17 protein-coding genes are annotated in these 23,552 nt (G+C 44.2%); 8 read left to right on the forward strand and 9 right to left on the reverse strand.

Features of this window, described 5'->3' with window-relative positions; genetic code table 11:
• Positions 1–33: 33 nt before the first annotated feature.
• Together QEP08_RS08020 and QEP08_RS08025 are read right to left on the reverse strand one after the other, a co-directional pair.
• Positions 34–1,542 (reverse strand): RagB/SusD family nutrient uptake outer membrane protein, encoded by a 1,509-nt coding sequence (locus QEP08_RS08020; RefSeq protein WP_285057160.1) that lies wholly within the window; start codon positions 1,540–1,542, stop codon positions 34–36.
• A 17-nt stretch (positions 1,543–1,559) separates the two neighbouring features.
• Positions 1,560–4,580: a SusC/RagA family TonB-linked outer membrane protein gene (locus QEP08_RS08025; protein ID WP_285057162.1), complete on the reverse strand. Its 3,021-nt coding sequence runs from the start codon at positions 4,578–4,580 to the stop codon at positions 1,560–1,562.
• A gap of 567 nt (positions 4,581–5,147) precedes the next feature.
• On the opposite strand from QEP08_RS08025, the gene mgtE reads away from it, so the two are divergent.
• A complete protein-coding gene (gene mgtE, locus QEP08_RS08030; RefSeq protein ID WP_285057164.1) occupies positions 5,148–6,518 on the forward strand; it encodes a magnesium transporter in 1,371 nt (456 codons plus the stop codon).
• A gap of 542 nt (positions 6,519–7,060) precedes the next feature.
• On the opposite strand, the gene ychF is transcribed toward mgtE, so the two are convergent.
• Entirely contained in the window at positions 7,061–8,155 is a 1,095-nt protein-coding gene (gene ychF, locus QEP08_RS08035; protein ID WP_285057166.1) for a redox-regulated ATPase YchF, read from the reverse strand.
• A gap of 106 nt (positions 8,156–8,261) precedes the next feature.
• Between ychF and QEP08_RS08040 the strand changes: the two genes are divergently transcribed.
• On the forward strand, positions 8,262–8,768 hold the full coding sequence (locus QEP08_RS08040) for a DUF5362 family protein (protein WP_285057168.1): 507 nt from the start codon (positions 8,262–8,264) through the stop codon (positions 8,766–8,768).
• A 197-nt stretch (positions 8,769–8,965) separates the two neighbouring features.
• Here the strand turns inward: QEP08_RS08040 and QEP08_RS08045 are convergent, their stop codons facing one another.
• Positions 8,966–9,649, reverse strand: a complete 684-nt coding sequence (locus QEP08_RS08045; protein ID WP_285057170.1) for an SRPBCC family protein — start codon at positions 9,647–9,649, stop codon at positions 8,966–8,968.
• A 227-nt stretch (positions 9,650–9,876) separates the two neighbouring features.
• Between QEP08_RS08045 and QEP08_RS08050 the strand changes: the two genes are divergently transcribed.
• The 4 genes from QEP08_RS08050 (at position 9,877) to dnaE (ending at position 16,611) form a co-directional block, all read left to right on the forward strand.
• A complete protein-coding gene (locus tag QEP08_RS08050; protein WP_285057172.1) occupies positions 9,877–11,313 on the forward strand; it encodes an alpha-L-fucosidase in 1,437 nt (478 codons plus the stop codon).
• A 106-nt stretch (positions 11,314–11,419) separates the two neighbouring features.
• A complete protein-coding gene (locus QEP08_RS08055; protein ID WP_285057173.1) occupies positions 11,420–11,866 on the forward strand; it encodes a KTSC domain-containing protein in 447 nt (148 codons plus the stop codon).
• A 412-nt stretch (positions 11,867–12,278) separates the two neighbouring features.
• Positions 12,279–13,436, forward strand: a complete 1,158-nt coding sequence (dinB, locus tag QEP08_RS08060) for a DNA polymerase IV (RefSeq protein ID WP_285057175.1) — start codon at positions 12,279–12,281, stop codon at positions 13,434–13,436.
• Positions 13,437–13,524: 88 nt separating this feature from the next.
• Positions 13,525–16,611, forward strand: a complete 3,087-nt coding sequence (gene dnaE, locus QEP08_RS08065) for a DNA polymerase III subunit alpha (protein ID WP_285057177.1) — start codon at positions 13,525–13,527, stop codon at positions 16,609–16,611.
• Positions 16,612–16,810: 199 nt separating this feature from the next.
• Here the strand turns inward: dnaE and QEP08_RS08070 are convergent, their stop codons facing one another.
• Together QEP08_RS08070 and QEP08_RS08075 are read right to left on the reverse strand one after the other, a co-directional pair.
• A complete protein-coding gene (locus QEP08_RS08070; RefSeq protein WP_285057178.1) occupies positions 16,811–17,287 on the reverse strand; it encodes a MarR family winged helix-turn-helix transcriptional regulator in 477 nt (158 codons plus the stop codon).
• A gap of 63 nt (positions 17,288–17,350) precedes the next feature.
• Positions 17,351–17,860 (reverse strand): GNAT family N-acetyltransferase, encoded by a 510-nt coding sequence (locus tag QEP08_RS08075; RefSeq protein WP_285057180.1) that lies wholly within the window; start codon positions 17,858–17,860, stop codon positions 17,351–17,353.
• 228 nt (positions 17,861–18,088) lie between these two features.
• Between QEP08_RS08075 and QEP08_RS08080 the strand changes: the two genes are divergently transcribed.
• Positions 18,089–20,470, forward strand: a complete 2,382-nt coding sequence (locus QEP08_RS08080; protein WP_285057181.1) for an ABC transporter permease — start codon at positions 18,089–18,091, stop codon at positions 20,468–20,470.
• Positions 20,471–20,473: 3 nt separating this feature from the next.
• Here the strand turns inward: QEP08_RS08080 and QEP08_RS08085 are convergent, their stop codons facing one another.
• The 3 genes from QEP08_RS08085 to QEP08_RS08095 form a co-directional block, all read right to left on the reverse strand.
• Positions 20,474–20,656 carry a hypothetical protein gene (locus QEP08_RS08085; RefSeq protein WP_285057182.1) on the reverse strand — a complete coding sequence of 61 codons (183 nt, stop codon included), beginning with the start codon at positions 20,654–20,656 and terminating at the stop codon, positions 20,474–20,476.
• A gap of 11 nt (positions 20,657–20,667) precedes the next feature.
• Entirely contained in the window at positions 20,668–21,825 is a 1,158-nt protein-coding gene (locus tag QEP08_RS08090; protein ID WP_285057184.1) for a PepSY-associated TM helix domain-containing protein, read from the reverse strand.
• 97 nt (positions 21,826–21,922) lie between these two features.
• Positions 21,923–22,402: an Lrp/AsnC family transcriptional regulator gene (locus QEP08_RS08095; RefSeq protein WP_285057186.1), complete on the reverse strand. Its 480-nt coding sequence runs from the start codon at positions 22,400–22,402 to the stop codon at positions 21,923–21,925.
• 284 nt (positions 22,403–22,686) lie between these two features.
• On the opposite strand from QEP08_RS08095, the gene QEP08_RS08100 reads away from it, so the two are divergent.
• Positions 22,687–23,547 (forward strand): sigma-70 family RNA polymerase sigma factor, encoded by an 861-nt coding sequence (locus QEP08_RS08100; protein WP_285057188.1) that lies wholly within the window; start codon positions 22,687–22,689, stop codon positions 23,545–23,547.
• Positions 23,548–23,552 lie beyond the last annotated feature (5 nt).

A 23,552-nucleotide genomic window follows, 5' to 3' on the forward strand; every position in this document is an offset into this window, starting at 1 on the left:
ACCATAAAGCCCGGGATTAATCATCAGCTCCATTTAATAACCAGGATTCTGGGTATAATTTGGATTTGCAAGCTGATTAGACGGTATCGGGAAAACAAGGTTTTTTGGATCATCAGTTGGTTTTTCCTGCCATGGAGTAAGGAATTTTCCAAAACGGATCAGGTCCTGCCTTCTTACACCTTCCCAGAAAAACTCACGGCCACGTTCATCCAATAACTTATCAAGCGTCAAATCGGCCCAAATTGTTGCACCTCTTTTCGTTCTTACCTGGTTGACTAGAGGCAAGGCCAATACAGCTTGCTGCGTTCTCAGCAGCGCCTCGGCTTTCATCAGTAAAACATCTGAATAGCGGTAATAGACCCAGTCATTTTCCGGCTTTCCTGAGCCCGAGTTGGCATAATCTATCGGATATTTGATGACACGTATTCCCGCAACTTCCAGACGGTTCTGATCCCGTTCAATGATGTTGACTTCAGGCGTGAAAATCAAATTATTGCCCCTTCTGTCCTTTAAAGCCACCCCATTTTGATTCAGCTGCTGACCAATCAAGAAACCAACCCTGACACCCGATACATTGGTCACTCCGGGATATGCACCACCTCTTCTGGAATCCGCACTTTCAAATTTGCCATAAAAGTCAGAGAGTGTACAAAAACCATTGTTGCCGCTTGGATTTTGATTGTAATGCAGAGGCGCTACCCACATGGCATTCAGGCCCCCTGCATCGGAGCCCCCCGCGTTACGGCCTGTAAAAATGTTCTCTTTTGATACGTCGTTGGCAGGCGCAAAATTGTCAAAATAATTTGGCGCTAAAATATATTTATTAGTGCCAATGATTTCGTCAGCAAGAGTAATGACTTTAGCCATATCGGCAGCATCAAACGTTGGTGCTGCGCGGTTCAGAAACGCGCCCTTATTGAGGTAGCATTTCATTAATAATATTCTCGCCGCATCTTTATTTGCGCTGGTTACCGGGCCTTCGGGTAAATCAGGAAGAATCGCCGTCAGCTCTGCGATCAGATAGTCAATCTCCGCCGCCGCATTCCTCACCCTTGATGGTTTCGTGACATCTTCCCCCGGATCACGGTAGGGCACCTGCCCCCAGCCATCCAGAACAGCAAATTCAGAAAACGCCCGGATAAACCTTGCTTCAGCAGCTTGCTGAGCTGTTGGGTTGAACTGAAGTACGCTGGTCGCCACATAGTTTGCACTGCCGAGATCCCTGAAAACGCTATGAATACGGGTATGGTCAGAATCCCATTTGTGCAAGTGAAGTGCTCTCCATGCGCCATCGTCATCCCAATCACCACCGCGGGTAGGAGCCATCGCTTCGTCCGTTGGGAATTCCTGTAAAGCCCAGAAACCGTAAGGGCCCTGAAATGGTGCGCGCATCGCATTATAGCTCGCATTTAATACTGCAGCCACGTTTTCGGAACCTACCGCACCTTCATTGATCTCGCCATTAAGTGTTTCATCAAGTTTTGTACAGCCTGCAATTGACAATGCAGCAATCAACAGGATTGTTATATATCTATTTTTCATGTCTGAGAATATTTAAATTAAAGAGAGAAATTTACCCCGAAATTGAACGTTCTGGCTGATGGATAGGGTATGTACTCAATACCGGCAGAGGGAACGCCATTCACGCTTTTGTCCACATTTACCTCTGGATCAAAACCGGAATAATTGGTCAGGACAAATAAGTTTTGACCGTTCACATAAATGTTTAAGCCTTTCACTGTATTGCCTATGTTGCCAATACTGTAGCTGATAGTAGCATTTGCCAGCTTGAGATAATCACCTTTCTCAATATACCGCGAAGAAGCAGCTATAGGATTGGCCAGTGATTCCTGTATGCCGGAATTTAACAGTGCCGATGCTACGTTTCTTGTGCCCAGATTGGTAATCGGCAATACAGAATTTGCAGTATTGTTATAAATGTCATGTCCGAGGGAACCATTAAAATTCAGTCCTAATGATAGTTTTTTATACCTGAAATCTGTACTGATGCCCAATATCACACTTGGGTTAGGATTACCGACGTAATAACGGGTAAATCCGTCATCTGTATATTTAGAGAAACCATTGCCATCCAGTCCCTCATAACGGCGGGTCACCATGGCAAACAAGGGCAGGCCGTTCTGGATCACTTCCAGAGTTACGTCACTCATCCCCTGCCCATGCAAAGCGCCCGTCTTGATGATTCCTGTAACGTCTTCCACTTTATTCTTGATAAACGTGGCGTTGCCTCCCAATGACCAGCTGAAATTCTCCCGGTCAATGATGCTTCCGTTTAATGTCAGCTCAAGCCCGTTGTTTTTGATCTTTCCCGGTAAATTTACCCAGGTTACAGAAGCACCTGCTGCTGAGGGATAAAAGGGGATCTGCGGAAACAACAGGTCTGTGGTGGTTTTTCTAAAATAATCTGCCGAACCTGTTAACCTGTTTTTAAAAAGTCCGAAGTCGATCCCAATATTAGTTTGCTCATCAGCCTGCCACTTTAATTTGTCGTTCTGGTTGTTTACACCTCTCAAAGTCTGGCCTCCCTCATAATTAAAGGCATAGCGCTCCTGCGAAGATCCGGACGGAAATTCCTGGTTCCCGGTCTTTCCATACCCGGCTCTGATCTTCAGCTGGTCCAGCCATCCGGTTTCAGAAAGAAAGGCCTCATTCTTTATATTCCAGGCTGCCGAGAAAGAAGGGAAATACCCATATTTATTATCAGCGCCAAACTTAGTTGAACCATCTGCCCTAAAAGTAGCAGTCAACAAATATTTGTCCGCATAATTGAAGATTGCCCTGGCAAAATAAGACTGCAGCTGCGTAGCAGGGTCATTATAGGAACTCATTCTCCTGTTTGCAGGTTCAGTAGCCTGTAATGCATCCGTATAATCTACAGGTATATTGCCGAAACCTGTAGCGTTCATGTTGCTGCCCTTATTGATATAATTGGTATATTCATAACCGACGAGCGCATTTAAGTTCAGGTCTGACGCAATTTCTTTATTAAAATTAAGCGTATTGGTAAACTGCTGTGTGATCAGTTCGGAATTTGAATAACTGGCATACCCACCAAGAAAGCCCTCCTCCGGTTTTTCATGCACACCCTCCACATTGATAAAATTTCGGGTAGACGACCTTCTGACCCCGGTGCTGTAATTGATGCTCGCAAGCATGCGGTATTCCAGCCAGGGAGCAATTTTATAATAAGGAGAAATACTGCCCAATATGGTCGAAGTCTTTGATTTATCACTGTAAGCTTCAGACATCGCCAGCGGATTAATGATCCTGCCCTCTTCGATGAATAAGGAACCGTCAGGATTTCTCATGGATTGAGTAGGGTTCCAGGAAAGGGCCTGACTGATCAGACTGCCCGTAAACCCAGCAGTCGTAGTTATAGGAGCAATATTTTCATTAAACTGGCTGCTCAGCAGGTTTACATCAAGCCCCAGGTTTTTACTTTCCAGGAACTTGAAATTTCCATTAAAAGAACCAGTATATTTTTTCAAACCTGTCTTCCTGATGATCCCTTGCTGGTCCTGATAGCCCAAAGACGCACGATAGGTATTGCCATCGCCGCCGCCACTCAGACCAATTGAATAATTTTGATTGTAAGCCGTACGGGTAATGACATCCATTGCGTCTACATTGTCACCAAAATCGCCACTTGTAAGGCCGTATTTTCCCAATGCCGCCCGATATTCATTGCCATCAAGCACATCAATCTGCCGCATCATATTACTTATGCCAGTAGATCCGTTTACATCCAGCTTTACCCCGCCGCTCGCACCACGTTTGGTGGTGATCAAAACCACCCCATAAGCCGCTCTGGAGCCATATATCGCAGTAGCCGAAGCATCTTTGAGGATTTCCATTGAGGCAATGTCATTTGGATTGATGAAATTTAACGGATTTCCACCAGGGGAAACTCCAATACCACCACCGGCATCGGTTTTAACACCGCCAACACTGGCTGGACTGGCCGATGGTCTCGCTGAACGGCCATCCAAAGCAATTCCATCTACCACGTACAAAGGTTGCCCCGAACCGGTCATGGCAGTATTTCCCCTGATTCTTACCGTAGTAGAACCGCCTGGCTGCCCACTGTTATTGATCATTTGCACGCCGGCAATTTTGCCCTGGATCAGCTGATCAGGAGCGATCAAAGGACCTTTGTTAAAATCCTTTGCCGCTAAAGTCGCTACAGCACCGGTCAGGTCCTTCTTCCTAACAGATCCATAACCGACTATCTGCACTTCAGTCAGGTTATTTGCCGACTGCATCACCGCGTTAATCACGCTTTTCCCACCAATATCGAGCGTCAGCGTTTCCATGCCCACATAACTGAAAACTAGTCTTTTCGCATTTTGAGGAGCATTAATGGTGTATTTTCCACTGGCATCCGTCAGACTCTTCACCGTCGTGCCCTCAGCGGTAACGGTCACACCAATCAGCGTATTCTTGTCGTTGTCCGAAACAGTTCCGGTAATAACCGATTGCGCATACGCAGCCGAACTGAGGACGATCAGGATTGACAAAGCTACTGCGCGCTGCAGTATACTTCTGAATAAATAATTCATTGTAAAATTTGATTTAGTTAATAAATAGAGTGATTTACAGAGGTTTTGCGGGTCTGCAGCAAAGACAGGACATACCAATTCAGGGACACAACGGTGCCGGAAAAATTCATACACTGAATTTTGCAGGAGATATTACCCTAGAAAATCAATACGGGGAATATCAATACAGATCCTAAGATTGGATTAGCTACTCCTTATGTGGTTTGAAAAGATAAGATAACTGAATAATCGGAATAGGCTTGGTCAGCTTCAGCTGAATAAAAGATAGATTCATAATGGTTAGATTAGGGATGATTAATAATAATTTAGGGATTTATGGGTAATACCGACGATCTTATTTAGCCATATTTGTTCGTTTTTTTTAAATAAAAATTCAGTCAATTAAAATTATAAAAAAAATCGGTATTGCACTAATATTAAATGTTTCAGTTTTCATTCAAATATATCGGTGGTATATTGCCCGGATATATTCTAATCTTTTTCGCATTATAACTGTCATTTTTAAAAATAAAAAGACACTTTTGCATCCGGCAAAGCAATAAGAGATCATGTAATAAATCAGGGCATATGGAAGAAATGATCGTTGAGGATATCGTAAAGCTTTTAGAGCAGGAAAACGACGCACAATTGAAAATTTATTTGGATGACCTCAATATTTCTGATGTTGAGCACCTCATAGATGAACTCCCCCAGTATGCCGTAAAATTCATAGATACCCTGTCCGCTAAAAGAGCCGTCAACGTATTCCGTATCCTTGATTTTCCTACCCAGGAGAAGATCATTAAAAAGCTATCCGGCAATAAACTCGCCGAACTGATCAACCTGCTGCCCCCGGATGACCGGACTTCCTTATTCAGCGAATTGAAAGGTGATGCGGTAGCCAAGCTAATCGTTCTGCTTCCTGCCAAAGACAGGGTAGAGGCCTTGTCGCTGCTGGGGTATGAAGAGGACAGTGTGGGCAGGCTGATGACTCCGGATTACGTAGCGGTGAAGAAAGACTGGACCGTAAACCGCGTCCTGAGCCATATCCGGCGCTATGGCAAAAACTCTGAAACGATAGACGTGATCTATGTGATTGATAAAGATGGTGTGCTGCTTGACGACATCCGTATCCGGGAAATACTGCTTGCAGATCCTGAAGCAAAGATTGGTGACCTGACAGACCGGCGTCTGATCGCTTTGAAAGTAAATGACCACCAGGAAGAAGCCATCAATACCTTCAGAATGAACAACCGGGTCGCCCTGCCGGTAGTAGACGACAATAACATATTGCTCGGCATAGTGACTGTTGATGATATTTTGTGGATCGCCAATGAAGAATACGCGGAAGACATTCATAAAATAGGGGGTACCCAGGCATTGGATGAACCTTACCTTGACGTGCCCGTCTTTGAACTTTACCAGAAAAGGATCGTATGGCTAATCGTACTGTTCTTTGGCGAGCTGCTGACCATTTTTGCGATGTCAAACTTCGAAGATCAGATCAAAAAGGTGGTGATCCTGGCTACTTTTATCCCGTTGATCATATCAAGCGGAGGCAATAGCGGATCACAGGCTGCTACACTCATTATACAGGCCATGGCGATGGGAGAGGTGACCATCAAAGACTGGTGGCGTGTCATGCGAAGGGAGATCGTGTCTGGTATTTTTCTGGGCACTACGCTCTGCATCCTGAGTTTCTGCGTGATCCTGGGCTGGCAGCTCATCTCCGGATCTCTCGCCCAGCCGGCATTGATAGGGCTCGTTGTCGGCTGCTCCCTGATCGGTGTAGTACTTTGGGGAACACTGATGGGGTCGATGCTTCCTTTGCTGCTTAAAAAGCTGGGCGCTGACCCTGCTGTATCGTCAACGCCATTTGTAGCGACGCTGGTTGATGTGACGGGCTTGCTGATCTATTTTACTATGGCGATGTTGTTTTTAAAAGGCGTTTTGCTTTAGTTTTTGTTGCTTATTTGGTGCAAAATTTAGTATTCTCTTCGAAGACTGGACCTAGCGCGCTGAAGAAGCGCACAGAGTCCTATGTCTTCTCTGAGAACACTAAATTTTGCTGGGCATGATGCAAAAAAAACTAAAAGGATACACTTTTAAAAGGGGGTGAAGGGAAAGGGACAAAATTTAGTATTCTCTTCGAAGACTGGACCTAGTGCGCTGACCATTGCGAAGCAATAGCTACGTCACCGATGAAAACATTAGATAACTGATGTAAACAGCGCACAGAGTCCTATGTCTTCTCTGAGAACACTAAATTTTGCTGGGCATGATGCAAAAAAAAACTAAAAGGATACGCTTTTAAAAGAGGTGAGGGAAAGGGCAAACGAAGTGTCAACCGTCATGCATAACATAAAAAGGCAGGTTGGAGCGCCCGGGTTTAGGCGAAAGAAAATAATGCGTTCTATGAAAAGGCATAAGCGCTTTTTGCTCCCCCTTCAGGGAGCCTAAAAGATGCAGCCTTTGAATAGTAATGCTTTATTTTCTAATAACTAAACGTTAAAACGGAAATGCATAATGTCGCCATCTTCAACGACATACGTCTTGCCCTCGACACCCAGCTTACCAGCATCCTTACAAGCATTCTCAGAACCGAGAGTCACAAAGTCATTATACTTGATCACCTCCGCACGGATAAAGCCTTTCTCAAAATCAGTATGGATCACACCAGCCGCCTGAGGAGCAGTAAACCCTTTGGTAATGGTCCATGCCCTGACTTCCTGCACGCCAGCAGTAAAATATGTATACAGATCCAGCAAGCGGTAAGCCGCCCTAATTAGTTTATTTACACCAGATTCCGTCAGACCAAGATCAGCGAGAAACTCCTGACGCTCTTCATAACTGTCCAGCTCAGCAATCTCAGACTCTATTTTGGCAGAAATAACCAGTACTTCGGCATTTTCATCCTTAACCGCTTCCTTAACACGCTCTACATAGGCATTGCCGGTTACAACAGAACCTTCGTCAACATTACAAACATACATCACAGGTTTCTGCGTCAATAAACCCAAATCCTGAATAAAGTCAAAATCCTCTTCAGCAAGCGGCGCAGAGCGCACCGATTTCCCGCTTTCCAAATGAGACTTTACCACAGACAAAATCTCAAAAGTACGCTTCGCGTCCTTATCAGTTTTAGCCAGCTTCTCCACCTTCTGAATACGTTTTTCAACTGTGTCCAGATCTTTCAGCTGCAATTCCGTATCGATAATCTCCTTATCACGGATCGGATCAACAGAACCATCCACATGGATGACATTGCCATCATCAAAACAACGCAAAACATGGATAATGGCATTAGTAGCGCGGATGTTTCCCAAGAACTGGTTACCCAGACCTTCACCTTTAGAAGCACCCTTAACCAGCCCGGCAATGTCTACAATTTCAATGGTATTCGGAACAACGCGGTTCGGTTTCACCAATTCCTCGAGTTTTGTCAATCTGTCATCAGGAACAGTGATCACCCCAATATTGGGCTCTATAGTACAGAACGGAAAATTAGCAGCCTGCGCTTTTGCGTTAGATAAGCAGTTAAATAAAGTAGATTTCCCCACGTTTGGTAAACCAACTATACCACATTGTAATGCCATGTATTGTTTTTTTCTTGATTTGCCCGCAAAGGTATCAATTTTTTAAAAATATTCTTTATGTTTAGAGGAGCTAAAACCCTTTTAAAAAATTAACACAATCAACATTATGCAGAATTTTGAAGAAACCAAGCCGGAAGAAAATACACCCGCACATCAGGAACCTGAAATGGAGCCCCTTGTCATTACTGAAGACATCCGGAGCTATATCTATGAATCAGCCAAATGGTCAAAGTTTCTGTCCATTGTTGGGTTTGTATTCACCGGCTTCATGGTTTTGGTGGCATTTTCGGCCGGAGGAATCATCTCTACCATGAACAGCATAGTAGGGGAAGCCAACAACCCATATGCCAAGCTTGGCGGCGGCGCACTTACAGTAATCATGCTGTTGTTTGCACTTTTGTATTTCTATCCAAGCCTTTTGCTCTTTAATTACAGCAGCGCAGCCAAAAAAGCAGTACTCTTTGGAGATCAGCCAAATCTGGCCGTTGCCATGAGTAAAATGAAATCATTTTTTAAATTCTGGGGCATCCTGACCATAGTCGGGCTCGGTTTTTATTTGCTGATTATACTGTTTGCGGTCATTGTCAACATCAGCGCTTCAGTAGCAGCATAAGAGGGGCGTTCATTGTCGCGGTGAGCCTTAACCGGTCTCTTTAGTCAGCCTATAACAGACTGGTAAGCAGCTCATTTCTCCGCAGAAATAAGCCGCAGGCCTTTCCAGGAAGGACCTATAAGGTTGATTGTATACCTATTAAGATTGACTTGTAAGATTGATTGTACGCCCGTTAAGACCAGCTGTATGCCATAAGGTTAATTATTTTCAATAACATGCTTAAAATTCCTGATCTCCTTCTTCAGTAATCCCTCAAAATAAGGATTAGCCAGCCTTGCCAGACCGATTCCCACACCACCCGCAAACGGCTGATAAGACAGTACTACCTTTAAAAGCGTTCTGCTGCCGTCCCCGATTTCCTCAAAGATCACTTTTCCGACATGATTCAGGAGCGTGTCTGAAGACGCTTTCCAGCCAATGAGCCGTCCAGGTTCATCTTTTACGATTTCCGCATCCCACTTTACCGGCAAAAGATCATTCAATATTTTAGACTTCCAGTGCGAGTGGTTTTCATCAACGACATCAACGTCCAGCAAATAGTCAATACTTCCCGGCAGGTTGTTAAGATTTCGCCAGTAATCATAAACTTCTTTTGCAGGCCGGTCTATCTCAAACTCACCCCTGATATTAACGGCCTTTGTATGCCTGGCGTCAATGCCGAGCTGTTCGTAAAAGAAACACTGGCCGGTAAAACCACGGTAGGCCAGATAAGCACCATATAAAAACTTCGATTTAAAAGGCCTTGTTATTCCCCTGCTGATCAGCACCCCAGCCAAAAACATAGACACCAGTCTTTCGGTCAGGCCTAAGTTTTGATCGTGCTGCCGTTCGATAGAAAATCTCCCGGATCTTAATTTTAAGTGATGTTGATGAACTTCCATACAGTTAATTTTCCTTTATAACAGTTATTGGGATCGGAAGTTTTTGCCGGACACTATATAATGCCAAAATCTTTTAGTCTAATGACAAATTAATATAACTATTAGTAGTTGTTATATTGCAATTTTAGGCAGCTAATAAGGCATTATGAGCCGTTATGATCTTTCAAATCACCTGATGTGATGACCAGGTCATGACAGCTCAGGCGCAAAAACAAAACTTAACCAGAATGAAAAGCATACAAAATCTTATTACGGCAGCGGTGTTTTCTTTAGTAAGCATGACAAACACCTTCGCGCAATCTGCCGCCGCACCTAAACCATACGGTGCGATTCCTACAAAACATCAGCTCGAATGGCAGGATATGGAATACTATATGTTTATCCATTTTGGCCCGAATACCTTTACCGATAAAGAGTGGGGGCATGGCGATGAAGACCCGAAAGTATTTAATCCTACAAAGCTGGATGCCCGCCAGTGGGCACGTACTGCCAAAGCAGCGGGCATGAAGGCCATCATCATCACGGCCAAGCACCATGATGGATTTTGCCTGTTCCCTAGCAAATACAGCACGCATACAGTAAGAGAAAGCGCCTGGAAAAACGGTAAAGGTGACGTACTAAAAGAACTTTCGGCTGCCTGTAAAGAATACGGGCTGAAATTTGGCGTATATCTCTCGCCATGGGACCGCAACCATCCCAAATACGGTACACCAGAATATAACGACATATTTGCCAAGACCTTAAAAGAAGTGCATACGCAATACGGGCCTATCTTTGAACAGTGGTTTGACGGGGCAAAAGGGCAGGGAGAAAAGAAGCAGGATTATGATTTTCCTTTATTCAACAGCATCGTTTATGCGCACAACCCGCAAGCAATCATATTCAGCGACATTGGCCCCGGTGCCCGCTGGATGGGCAATGAAAACGGCATAGCCGGCGAAACGAACTGGTCAACGCTGAACACTGACGGTTTTGGAGTAGGCGCCGATGCGCCTAAGGCGTCAGTACTGAATACAGGAGATGAAGACGGTAAATACTGGATTCCCGCAGAAGTGGATGTATCGATCAGACCAGGCTGGTTCTACAGCGCCAGCACAGACGATAAAGTGAAAACCCTCGAACAACTGGTGTCGATCTACAATACTTCTGTTGGCCGTAACAGCAATTTGCTGCTCAATGTACCGGTAAACAGGGACGGGCTGATCCATCCGAACGATTCTACCCGGCTGATGGAACTGAGGAGATACCTGGACGCTTCATTTAAAACAAACCTTGCCAAAGGTAAAAAAGTGACAACCAGTACCGAGGCAGGAAAAGGGTACAGTGCGCAAAATCTGACAGATGGAAACCCCAAAACTTACTGGACTACAGGCGGAAAGGTAAAAAATGCCACCATCACAATAGATTTGGGCAAACCTACCGAACTCAACCGCATCGTGTTACGGGAATATATCCAATTGGGGCAAAGGGTGAGATCATTTATGGTACAATACTGGGACGGTAAGAATTATAAGCTTCTGGACGAGCAAACTACGATAGGGCATAAAAGAATACTTGCTTTTCCTGCCATTACAAGCAGCAAGATTAAAATAACAATTACAGAGCCTAAGGCCGCCCCGGTACTTTCTGAAATAGGAATTTATAAAGCGCCACCATTGCCGTAACCCGCAGTGCCCTAACTATGTTCCTTCAGTTCAAAGTCTTTTAATATATAATTAATTGAAAATAATGTGATTAGATTAAAATTTGGACTACCTTTGCGCAAATTTTATGAAGAAGATCACTGATTACAGAAAACTATTGGGTGTACAGAAGGATGCCGAATTGAAGGAATTAAAGACCATATACAGGAATTTAATGAAAGACTGGCACCCTGATAAGTTTCAGGATAGCGAAGAAGCAAAGGTCGAAGCAGAAACGAAGAGCAAAGAGATCATTGAAGCTTATCATTTTTTGGTAAGCATAGCTCCCGAAACGATTGCCCTTTCTAAAGAAGAATACGACCAGACCACGGGTGTATGCGGTATCGCAGATTTTAACTGGGCAGGTCTGGTGCTGACCGTTCATTTCCTGGATGGCAGTGCGTATGAATATTTTGGTGTTCCTAAAGCAGTTTATGTAAAGCTGGTCAATGCAGATTCTCCGGGAAGGTTTGCCCGCAGACATATCTTTAATGAATTTCCGTATAGAAATATAGCAAAGCTGGCTACGGCTTAGTTCCTGATTAAAATATAAAAAAGGCCCTTTGATCATTCAAAGGGCCTTTTTTGTTTCGGTTTATATGCTCTAAACTGCTGCCAGAGTTCTTATAAACTATATGTAAAATTCTTATAAACTATATATAAAGACCGTAAGTAATAAGTACTAAACACAGCGCAACTATATAATTGACCTAGGGTTGGTATAGCTCTAGATATGTCAAGGCTATACCAACCCTATACCAAGCACTTGTCAAGGCTATTTTAAGATAAAAGTTTATAAGGTCTTTTTCCGTCATTTATCAGTTCTTTATTGCTGCTCATCTTTACTTTTGATCCTCTTTTAATGCTTAAAGCTAAATAATTTAGTAAATAACTTTTAATACTAATATTATTAGTTTACTTTTGTTTTAAGCTAAATTCATTTTCTTATGAGGGAGGAAAAGCAGATCATCCATATGGATCAGGATGCGTTTTTTGTAGCCGTGGAGGTGCGAAAAAACAAAGACCTGATTGGCAAACCGGTTATCATTGGCGGCACCTCCGACCGCGGAGTGGTAACTTCGTGCAGCTATGAAGCCCGGAAGTTTGGCGTCCATTCGGCAATGCCCTCACGTATGGCTAAACAGCTGTGCCCGCATGCGGTGTTCATTAGGGGTAACATGGATGCTTATTCAGAAGCTTCTCATGAAATTACGGCCATCATCAGGGAAAAAGTCCCGCTTTTTGAAAAAGCAAGTATCGATGAACACTATATCGACATGACGGGCATGGACAGGTTTTACGGCAGTATGAAATTTGCCCGTGAACTGCGGGATACCATTAAAAAAGAGCTGCACCTTCCCATTTCCTTTGGGCTCTCGGTCAATAAGACGGTCTCTAAAATGGCCACCAATGAGTGTAAGCCAAATGGTGAACTGGATATAGAAGCCCCTGATGTCCAGCCTTTTTTAAATCCGCTTTCTATCCGGAAAATTCCCGGACTGGGAGAAAAGAGTTTCATCAGGCTCAGCGATATGGGTATTAGAAAGATCTTTACCCTGGCCCAGATCCATCCGGACCAGATGAATGCGCTGATGGGAAAAAGTGGTCTGTCCCTGCTTCAGAAGGCAAAGGGCATAGATTATTCTCCGGTTGTGCCTTATACGGAGCAAAAATCGATTGGTACCCAGTGTACATTCAAAGCGGATTCCATCGACATCAATACCATCAATAACCTGCTGATCTCTATGGTGATGGACCTTGCCTTTCAGCTCAGGGATAAAAATAAGCTGGCGTCCTGTATCACGGTGACCATCAGGTACTCCAATTTTGAGGATGTGACCAAACAGGCAGTTATCCCTTATACTTCGCTGGACAGCACGCTGATCCAAAAAGCTAAGGACTTGTTCAAACAGGTCTACACGAAACGGATGCTGCTCAGGCTGGTAGGTGTTCGTTTATCCGGCCTGGTCAGCGGTTTTGAGCAGATCGATATGTACAGTGAATCTGCGGAACAGTATAGTTTGGTGCAGGCGATGGACCGGATAAAAAAGAAATATGGTGAAAAATCGATCACCAGGGCCTCTGTTTTAAATCTGGAGATTTGAGCTTTGTAAGCTGCTTTAATTTTTGCTGCTGCGGCTAATGTATACGCCAGCTAATATGTACCTCAACTAAACATACCTCAATTGAATTATGTACCTCAACGTCCACTCCCATTATAGCCTGCGTTACGGCACCATGCCAGTCGAAAAACTGGTACAGGAAGCGTTGAGCTGCGGGGTGACGCAGATGGCCATTACCGACATCAACAATTCTACCGGTGTAATGGAGTTTATGCGGGAATGCAATAAACTGGGGGTTAAACCGATCGGTGGCATTGAATTCAGAAGGGATAAAAAACTGCTGTATATTGGCATTGCCCGGAATAAAGAGGGCATGAAGGAACTTAATGATTTTCTGACCTGGCACAATTTAAACCAAAAAGAGCTGCCGGACAGGCCCGCTGGGTTTAAAAATGCAGTTGTGATCTTTCCTTTTGGCGCGTTTGGTAACAATGCTTACAAAGATCCTGGCCGGTCTAAAGACCTCTATTCAATTGACAAAAGAGATCTTAATTTGGTTCATAAAAAAGACTTTAATTCTGTTTGTAAAGAAGCGCTTAACGCTGTTGATGAAAAGGATGGTCTTCAGGTTGGTCTTCTCGAAAATGAATTTCTCGGGATCCGTTTTGATGAACTGCATGCTTTGCATGGAAAGGACATCAGCGTGCTGAAAGACAAACTGGTTGTGCTGCAGCCTGTCTTTGTCGCAGACCGGATTGAGTATCGTTTGCATGAATATTTGAGGGGTATAGACCTCAATACGCTGATGACCATGGTGGAAAAGGAGGACAAATGCAGCAGTACGGACAGGTTTCTGCCAGTTGATGAACTGGTGGCCAGGTTTGCCAAATACGCTTTTATTTTGGACAATACCCGAAAATTGATGGACAGCTGTGTAATGGATTATGCGCAGGGTAAAGTCCGGCTGAACCGCAAGACCTTTACCGGAAACCGGGAGGATGACAGGGCGTTGCTGGAAAAACTGGCCTTGTCGGGTGTGGAATACCGGTACGGAAAGGCAAATAAAAAGGCTTTGAAAAAAGTGAAAGAGGAATTGCAGGTGATCTGGGATCTGGACTTTTGTGCTTATTTTCTCATTACCTGGGACATCATCATGTATTCGATGTCTAAGGGGTATTATCATGTAGGCCGGGGCTCCGGGGCAAATAGTACGGTAGCGTTTTGCCTGCTGATCACTGATGTGGATCCCATGGAACTGGATCTTTATTTTGAACGGTTTTTAAATGCACAGCGCAGCTCGCCGCCTGATTTTGACATCGATTATTCCTGGGATGAAAGGGAGGATGTTCAGGATTATATTTTTAAGCGCTATGGCAGGGAGCATACGGCCTTGCTGGGTACGATGTCCACCTTCAAAGACCGTTCGGTGATCAGGGAGATCGGTAAGGTGATGGGTTTGCCCAAGGCAGAGATTGACAGTTTTACTGACCCTTCAAAGGTTGCGGAGAACCAGGACAATGCAACTTTTAAAAAGATACTGGCCATACAGGAAATGATGAGTTCAATGCCTAATCAGCGCAGTATCCATGCGGGTGGTGTGCTGATTTCGGAGGAGCCGATCACCTATTATACGGCCCTGGACCTGCCGCCGAAGGGAATGCCTACGGTGCAATGGGATATGTATGAGGCGGATGAGATGGGATACGACAAATATGATATCCTGAGCCAGCGGGGCATCGGTCATATTAAGGAGGCGGTCAGGCTGGTGGAGGAGAACCAGCAGCGTAAGATCGACATTCATCAGGCGAAGCTTTTTATGAAGGACCCGAAGCTGAATGAGCGGCTGAAGTCGGGGAATAGTATTGGCTGTTTTTATATTGAATCGCCGGCCATGCGCCAGTTGCTCTGTAAACTGGGATGTGACAACTACCTGACCCTCGTGGCCGCCAGCAGCATCATTAGGCCGGGGGTAGCCCAGTCGGGTATGATGAAGATGTATATCCGGAATTACCACGATCCGGCAAATGTGCAGTACCTGCACCCGGTGATGAGGGAGCAGCTGGAGGAGACTTTCGGGGTGATGGTGTACCAGGAGGATGTGATCAAGATCTGTATCCATTATGCGGGGATGGATGGTACGGATGCGGATATTCTGCGGCGCGGTATGAGTGGCAAGTACCGTTCGAGGGTCGAGTTTGACGGGCTGGTCGATAAGTTTCATGAGGGTGCTATGGCTTTGGGCAGGCCGGAGGGGGTGACCAGGGAGGTCTGGCGGCAGGTTTCTTCTTTTGCGGGCTATAGTTTTAGTAAGGCGCATTCGGCCAGTTTTGCGGTGGAGAGTTACCAGAGTTTGTTTTTGAAGACGTATTATCCGAAGGAGTTCATGGTGGCGGTGCTGAACAATTATGGCGGGTTTTATAACCGGCCGTTGTATGTGCATCAACTTAAAAAAACCGGGGCGGTAGTGCACCTGCCCTGTGTAAACCGGAGTGTGGATGTGGTCTCGATCAGGGGTAATGATGTGTTTTTGGGTTTCATAGGCATTCAGGGGCTGGATGGAAAGCTTTTTACACTGGTCCCTGAGGAGGTAAGACGCAATGGGCTATTTAAGGACCTGGAGGATTTTTTAAACCGTACCGGAATTGGTCTGGAGCAGGTGATTATTTTGATCAGGGTGGGGGCATTGAGGTTTACAGGTAAAAGTAAGAAAGCCTTGCTTTGGGAGGTGCATACGCTATTGGGTAATAAGGTAAAGCGGGTCAATCATGCGGAACTTTTTCATACGGAACGTAAGCATTATGTGCTTCCGGAATTGGTCAACACCAAGCTGGAGGATGCTTATCACGAGTTGGAATTGTTGGATTTTCCGTTGAGCATGTCGATGTTCGATTTGCTGAAAACCGATTATCGCGGGGATGTGTGCGCCTGTGATTTGATGGGGCATGTGGGGCAGGTCGTAAAGATGGTGGGCTTGTATGTTTGTGAAAAGACGGTGCGGACCAAAAATAATAAGAAGATGTGGTTTGGGACTTTTCTGGATGTAAACGGTGATTTTTTTGATACTACGCATTTTTCTTTGAATACGCCGGTTTATCCTTTTGAGGGTACGGGTTGTTATCTGATTTTGGGCAGGGTTGTGGAAGATTTCGGGTTTCCGAGTGTTGAGGTGACGAGGTTTGCGAAGCTGCCGATTGTAGAGAATCCTGTTATGGCGTAAAAAATGACCGTTCTCTTCGGAGACTCGAGTGCTCAGGCGCTCCCGATTTTTGATCGGGACAGGCTATCAGGCCTAAGGGATGCAGACTCCGAAGAGAATGGTCCTTTTTTAAAGTGGGGGAAATGAGGCTTAGGGAAACAATAGGAAAAAATGCGGTCTTCTGTAAAGCAGGAAAACTGCCAGGATCTTTGTAAAGATATTAAAGGCTTTTTTGTCTTTTGACTCTTTCAAAGAAGCTGAGTTCGCTGAGGTTTTCTTCCACTTCGGTGATGGCTTTCATGATGTTATTGGAGGTGTTGGTCAGTTCTTCTAAGGCAGAAATCATGTTTTTCCAGACTGGCTGCATTTGCTCTAATAGGTTTTTGCCTTTTTCTGTAAGCTGGATGAGACGTTTGCGTTCGTCCTGTTTGTCTTTTTTGGAGCGGATGATCTTCTCTTTTTCCAGCTCTTTTAAAAGGCTAATGGTGGAGGGGTGTGTATATCCGATTTCTGCGGCAAGTTCTACGACACTCAGAAGAGGTCTGAAATGTAGGGTATAAATCACAGGAAACCATTTAGGTTCGAAATCGATATGGTTGGCCTTGTAGATTTGGAAGCCGTCTTTTCTAAGCTGTTCGCTTAGTCGTTGCAGCCTGGTGGCAATGGCCAATATGCCTGATTCATTAATTACATTCATGGTGCCGGGTATTTGTGATTGTTCAGGGATTTGTGTATTTGATGATTCAGATTTTTTGCTCTGCTATTGCAGTTTTAAATGATAGAATTTGTTGTCTGCCATCATTCTTGGGAAAATAGCAGGGAGTTCATCCACATTGATTTCCCGGAAGCCGTTTTTTTCATAAAAGCGGTGGGCGGCTTTGAGTATTTCTACGGTGCCAAGGTAAAGATCGGTTATTTCATGAGTGTTGCAGTAGGAGATCAGGGTGTCAAGCAGGTTCTGTCCTATCCCAAATTCTTTTCCCCTGTATTCTTTTTTGACAAACATTTTCCGGATCACACCAATGTATTCGCCAACATTTATTAATCCAATAGTACCTGTCAGTTCTTCTCCATCCGGCTTGGTTTTATTCAGTGCGCCCCAAAATCCACCACCGTCTTTGTGGTAGTTTGTTTCGATATCCAGAAGGTCAGGCTGTCCTTCGAGCGTAACAGGTACATTGAATTCAATTTGCTGTATGGGCAGGATGAGTTCCTGTACTTGCTTGCAATAATTGTTGTAAATGGGACTGATTATAAGTTCATTTTCCATAATGATTTATTTATGTACAAGTATACGTAGTTAACTACATATATTCCAAATTTGAATGTCATTTTGTTCTTCCCAGACTATAAGATGGATTGTTCAATTGTGCACAAATACTGTCCAATATCGTACATTTGTTTTGTGGATGTTAATTTAAATATTTGATAAACAATGTAATATGGATTCAATTGTGGCTGGCATAGGTTTTGGCTCAGGAAGTGGAAAATTGCAGATATGTTTAGGTTAAACTTAAAAATTGCTTTGCGGAACCTTTGGAGAAACAAGGGATTTACACTAATTAATGTTGGCGGCCTGGCAATTGGACTGGCTTGCTGCCTGATGCTGCTGCTGTATGTGAACTATGAGTGGAGCTATGACAGGCAGTATAAAAATCTGGATAATATTTATATAGCCAAGTTGAAATTAAAATTTAATGGTGAGGTCGCGACCACTGAAGCGGTGCCTTATAAATTGGCGGGTGCTGTAACCCAGGAGATTCCAGGTGTGAAAAATGCGGCACGAATTTCAATGTATCATGGTGCTAAGCTGTTTAGCCATAACGAAAATAAGTTTAAACTGATATCTGCTTATGTGGACAAGTCGTTTATCGAGATCCTGACCTATCATTTTATTTATGGAAATGCCGCCACTGCACTCAATGACCTCGGTTCAATAGTTTTGACGGCTTCAACTGCGGAGAAATTGTTCGGAACTAAAAATGCTGTCGGGCAAAGTCTTAAATGGGATAATGTTAAAGTGTTGAAAGTATCTGGTGTCATAGCCGATCTGCCTAAAAATCAAAGCTTACAGTTTGAGGTTTTACAACCATGGACGTTCTTCGAACAAATCAATCCGGATATGGTCAATGCGGGCTGGGGAAGCATAGATTGCAGCACAATTTTTGAATTGAAGGACAAGGTGTCTGTGAATGATATTAATGCAAAGTTGAAGAATTTCATAGTCGCCAAAGATCCGGGGGTCAAATCTTATATGTATGAGCCTTTTCTGTTTCCTGTTGCTAAAACTCATCTGTATAACGAGTTTAAAAATGGGGAAGTAGCAGGAGGAAGGATAGATCAGGTACAACTGTTTGCTTTCCTGGCCGTGTGTGTATTGTTTATCGCTTGTGTCAATTACATGAACTTGTCTACGGCCAGATCGGAAAAAAGAGCTAGAGAAGTGGGCGTCAGGAAGGCGCTGGGTTCTGCAAGAGGATCTTTAATGGGGCAATTTATTCTGGAATCTGTTGTGCTTTCTATTTTTGCGATGATGATTGCCTTTGCGTTACTGGAGGTTTCACTGCCTTATTTTAATCGTCTGCTGGACATCACGATTCTGATTGATTATCGTTCTTACTCATTCTGGGGCGTACTGACCGGCCTTGCTTTAATTACCGGGTTGCTGGCAGGCAGTTACCCAGCATTTTATCTGTCTTCTTTTATACCAGTAAAAGTCCTCAAGGGTTTTAAAGGCAGTGCGGGTTCCCTCAGTATTCGCAGGGTGCTGGTTATTCTTCAGTTTAGTCTTTCAATTTGCATGATCATTTCCGCAATTGTGGTTTATCGTCAAATTCAATACCTTAAAGATAAGCCACTGGGTTTCGATCAGAACAATATGGTGCAACTGGACCTGGAAGGCGAGCTGAGGAACCCTTCAAAATTAGAGTTGTTCAAGAGTCATTTGATAAAGGAAGGTGCGGTTATTTCTGCCTCAGAGTTTGCAGGCAAGTTTACGAATGGAGGTACCATTACCGGAGACATCAGCTGGCCGGGTAAAGCAGCAGACGATCATTCTATCATCAATTACAGAAGTACAGGATTTGACTACACGGCAACTATTGGTGCTAAAATCGTTGCCGGCAGGGACTTCTCCCGGAAATTCCCTGCGGATACCAGTACCTCTGTTTTGTTGAATGAAACTGCCGTCAAGCTGATGAGTCTAAAGAGTCCTGTTGGAACAATAATCCGTTGGGGCGATAACCCTCCTTTGAAAATAGTTGGTGTCATCAAGGATTATTTCAATGAGCAATTGGGTAAAGCGGTTCAGCCAACGATTTTCTATTATAATGTGAAAACAAGCGGTGTGCTGTTACTTCGGTTGAATCCTGATCTGTCGTTGAGCAAGTCCATTGAGACCATAAAAAGAATTGGTCAGCAGTTTAACCCGGCTTATCCTGCCCAGATCAATTTTGTAGCCGAAGGAATGAAAGAAAAATTAGATAGTGAACGGCTGCTGAGTGTGCTTTCTAATATTTTTGGTGGTTTCGCAATTTTTATTTCCTGCCTGGGACTGCTGGGACTGGCTTTGTATATGGCGGAACAGCGAAGTAAAGAGATCAGTATCCGAAAGGTCCTGGGTGCAGATATACAGAGTATCCTGGTTTTGCTGAACAGGGATTTTATAAAACTGGTGATATTGTCTAATATGATTGCTATTCCTGTCGCTTTTATCATCGTCACCAACTGGCTGCGCAAGTACGATTTTAAAGTCGACCTGACGGCCTGGCCATTCATTGCAGCCTTAGTCTTATCCATACTGATTGCAATATTGACCGTAAGCTTCCAGACGCTAAAGGTGGCAAGGGCCAATGCGGTTGATGCGTTGAAGTATGAATAGCACTCAGGATTTGCCGGATTTCCAGAATGACCAGCAGATTGTAAGCAAAGGAATACCCAGCGTGATCCAGGACAGGACATCCCATAAGGCGTCGCCGGTAAGTGCAGATAAGAGCCCGAAAATGCTCAGCACAAAGAGTACAATAGGGATGCCCCATGTGGAGGAAAGCAGGTGTTTTGAGTTCATGATTTCGTGGGTTAAACTGTAAATTCTGGTTCCTGGACTCTTTCTTCTATGCGTGCGAGCTGGTTTTTCAGGGACCTGACGCGTGCGATCCAGAGGTATAAACCGCTGATCAGTACGATAATGGTGGCAATGTCAAACAATGCCCAGATGATCTTAAGGGGTAGTCCGCCATAGTCGCCAAAATGGAGGGGTTCGGATATGAAAAGGGCGTTCACGAACCAGGGCATGGACCGCATATCGGTTAGTTTTCCGTCTTTGGCGTCAATCAGGGCCGGTTTTAACAAGCGCGAGGTCAGGGGGGTATTGCCGCGCATAAATATGGCGTAATGGTGGTTGCTCGAAAAAAGGGTTTCGGGGTAGGCAATGATGGAAATGTTCATTCCGGGCGCCGCGTTTGAGGCAGTTTTTAGTGCATTGTCTAAAGAACTGAGCCGGCCTTTTAAAGGCGCGGCATTTTTATAGGGTGCTGTCATTTCTGCCAGTTGCCCCTGTTGCCATAGTCCCAGCACAACATCTGAGAGTGTATTGATCACTCCTGTTAGTCCTACAACAAGCGTCCAGGCCAGTACTACTATGCCCAGCATATTGTGCATATCCAGCCATTTTAAGCGTCTGGATTTGTCTTTTCTAATCATTCCGAAATCATATTTCTTCATGATCGGCCCATATAGCATCACACCAGAGATGATGGCGATGACAAACAATATACCCATCAGGCCCAGGAACAATTTACCGGGAATTCCTGCGAACATGTTGATGTGCAGCTGCAGCATGACATACATAAAACCTGATCTCGGATCCGGCCGGTTCAGTACAGTGCCTGTTTTTTCGTTCATGACAACATACTTGCTGCTGTCCGGAATTGCCTTCATGGAGGGTGCAACGTCCATCGTAACGAGATCGGGTTCGTCTTCATCCCAAAATATATAACGCACTACTTTTCCGGGATTGAGGTCGAGTGCCTTCTGGTGAAGGGCATCCAAACTTAGTTTAGGGCTGCCTTCAGCAGTATTGACCTGCGCTGACTTTTCTTCGGTCAGCTCTTCTATTTCATGGTAAAAAACCAGCGGCAGACCAGTGATGCATAACATTAACAGGAAGATGGTACAGATCAGGCTGGTCCATTTGTGCCATAAAAACCAGCGTCTTGCGCTTTTAAGAGTAATCATTTATTGCCGGAATAATGGTGTCGGTTTATTCTATTTAGACCAAATATAAATAAAAAAGACACAATGGAAAATAATAATGAATAAATCTAAGGTAAGCTCAGACCCGGTTTTTTAATGGATACGCCAGGTCCCTTTTGGCTTCTTTTACTACAAAACAGCTTTGCAAACCGCCTACGTTTTTAAGGTTTGCCAGTTTTTCAACGATGATTTCGTTGTAGCTGGTCATGTCACTTACGACGATCTTCAGCAAATAATCAAAAGTTCCGGTGGTGTGGTAGCACTCCATGACTTCAGAAAACCGGATGACCTCATTTTGAAATGCACTAAGTGCTTCGCCGCTATGGTCTTTTAGCTGCACCAGTGTAAAGGTGATCCACAGGTAATTAAATTTTTCAAGGTCAATGATCGCGACGTTTTCTTTTATAAAACCCTTGTCTTTTAAACGATTGACACGCTCAAATATGGTACTGGGCCCCTTGTGCAGTTTTACTGCAAGTTCTTTATTGGTAAGCCTGGCGTCTTTTTGCAGGAGGCAAAGAATATCCAGGTCGATCCGGTCCAAAATGGTATTGTCCATATGACTAATGTTATTGTTTTAAAATTAAAAAACGATAAAATTTAGGTAAACATGAACATGGTTTGCAGTTCAGCGCGCCGCAAATTAAGGATATATATATTAAATGCAAAAATTTTTGAGCTAACAAAATTTGGATCGGCCGGTAGCGGATTCGGTTGCCTCAAAATTAAGTTTTGACAGAGATGGCTGGTTCTGAATAATTTGCGGAAAATCCGGAACTCCATGGATTTAAAAATGGGACTGCTGACCTTAGCCGCATTAAAAAACCAAATTAACCTGTTATTATGAGAACACTCAAAATAGATAAATCTATTACCCACAGGGATCACGACACGCTGATGAGGTATCTTCAGGATATTAAGAAGTATCCTTTGCTTACCGGTAATGAGGAGGCGAAGCTTGCCCTGAAAATTAAAGAAGGGGATAAGGCAGCGTTAGACAGACTAGTCAATTCTAACCTCAGGTTTGTGATTTCTGTAGCCAAAAAGTATGAAAGGCAGGGCATATTGCTTCCTGATCTGATCGCTGAAGGTAATACTGGTCTGATGAAGGCTGCGGTCCGGTTTGATGCTACCAAGGGGTTTAAGTTTATCTCTTTTGCCGTATGGTGGATCAGGCAGTCCATCATGTTTGCCATTAATGAGTACAAACGGATCGTAAGGCTTCCCGGAAACCGTATTGTTGAGATGAATGAGGTTTGGAAAGCTGAGCAGGAACTGGAGCAAAAACTGGAGAGAGTGGCGACTTTGGAGGAACTGGCTGAGTATACGAAGCTGAACCTGGATACAATCAGGGCATGTTATTTTAATGGCTCATATACTTCGTCGCTTGATGATGCGGACCTTGAAGCTGACCAACCAGGAATGCTGGCTGTGCTGGAAGACGATATGTTTGCGCCTGCAGATGCCGGGCTGGATCCGGCAGACCTTGCTGCAGAATTGAACCGTGTTCTGCTTTCGTTACCGAACAGACAAAGGCAAATTCTTAGATTAAACTACGGTCTTGACGGAGAAAGCGCAATGTTTGTAGACGACATCGCTCTCTTATTGGGAGTATCCAGTCAATGTATATTGATGAACAAGGCAAAAGGACTGGAAGCGCTGCGTAATAATGATAAGGTAAAGCACTTGGTGGCTTACCTGTAATTTTA

It is taken from the genome of Pedobacter ginsengisoli, from assembly GCF_030244015.1.
Taxonomy (GTDB): Bacteria; Bacteroidota; Bacteroidia; order Sphingobacteriales; family Sphingobacteriaceae; genus Pedobacter; species Pedobacter ginsengisoli.

Coding starts and splice junctions, on each gene's coding strand:
- QEP08_RS08020 (WP_285057160.1), bottom strand. CDS start 1,542: ATGAAAAATAGATATATAACAATCCTGTTGATTGCTGCATTGTCAATT.
- QEP08_RS08025 (WP_285057162.1), bottom strand. CDS start 4,580: ATGAATTATTTATTCAGAAGTATACTGCAGCGCGCAGTAGCTTTGTCA.
- mgtE (WP_285057164.1), top strand. CDS start 5,148: ATGGAAGAAATGATCGTTGAGGATATCGTAAAGCTTTTAGAGCAGGAA.
- ychF (WP_285057166.1), bottom strand. CDS start 8,155: ATGGCATTACAATGTGGTATAGTTGGTTTACCAAACGTGGGGAAATCT.
- QEP08_RS08040 (WP_285057168.1), top strand. CDS start 8,262: ATGCAGAATTTTGAAGAAACCAAGCCGGAAGAAAATACACCCGCACAT.
- QEP08_RS08045 (WP_285057170.1), bottom strand. CDS start 9,649: ATGGAAGTTCATCAACATCACTTAAAATTAAGATCCGGGAGATTTTCT.
- QEP08_RS08050 (WP_285057172.1), top strand. CDS start 9,877: ATGAAAAGCATACAAAATCTTATTACGGCAGCGGTGTTTTCTTTAGTA.
- QEP08_RS08055 (WP_285057173.1), top strand. CDS start 11,420: ATGAAGAAGATCACTGATTACAGAAAACTATTGGGTGTACAGAAGGAT.
- dinB (WP_285057175.1), top strand. CDS start 12,279: ATGAGGGAGGAAAAGCAGATCATCCATATGGATCAGGATGCGTTTTTT.
- dnaE (WP_285057177.1), top strand. CDS start 13,525: ATGTACCTCAACGTCCACTCCCATTATAGCCTGCGTTACGGCACCATG.
- QEP08_RS08070 (WP_285057178.1), bottom strand. CDS start 17,287: ATGAATGTAATTAATGAATCAGGCATATTGGCCATTGCCACCAGGCTG.
- QEP08_RS08075 (WP_285057180.1), bottom strand. CDS start 17,860: ATGGAAAATGAACTTATAATCAGTCCCATTTACAACAATTATTGCAAG.
- QEP08_RS08080 (WP_285057181.1), top strand. CDS start 18,089: ATGTTTAGGTTAAACTTAAAAATTGCTTTGCGGAACCTTTGGAGAAAC.
- QEP08_RS08085 (WP_285057182.1), bottom strand. CDS start 20,656: ATGAACTCAAAACACCTGCTTTCCTCCACATGGGGCATCCCTATTGTA.
- QEP08_RS08090 (WP_285057184.1), bottom strand. CDS start 21,825: ATGATTACTCTTAAAAGCGCAAGACGCTGGTTTTTATGGCACAAATGG.
- QEP08_RS08095 (WP_285057186.1), bottom strand. CDS start 22,402: ATGGACAATACCATTTTGGACCGGATCGACCTGGATATTCTTTGCCTC.
- QEP08_RS08100 (WP_285057188.1), top strand. CDS start 22,687: ATGAGAACACTCAAAATAGATAAATCTATTACCCACAGGGATCACGAC.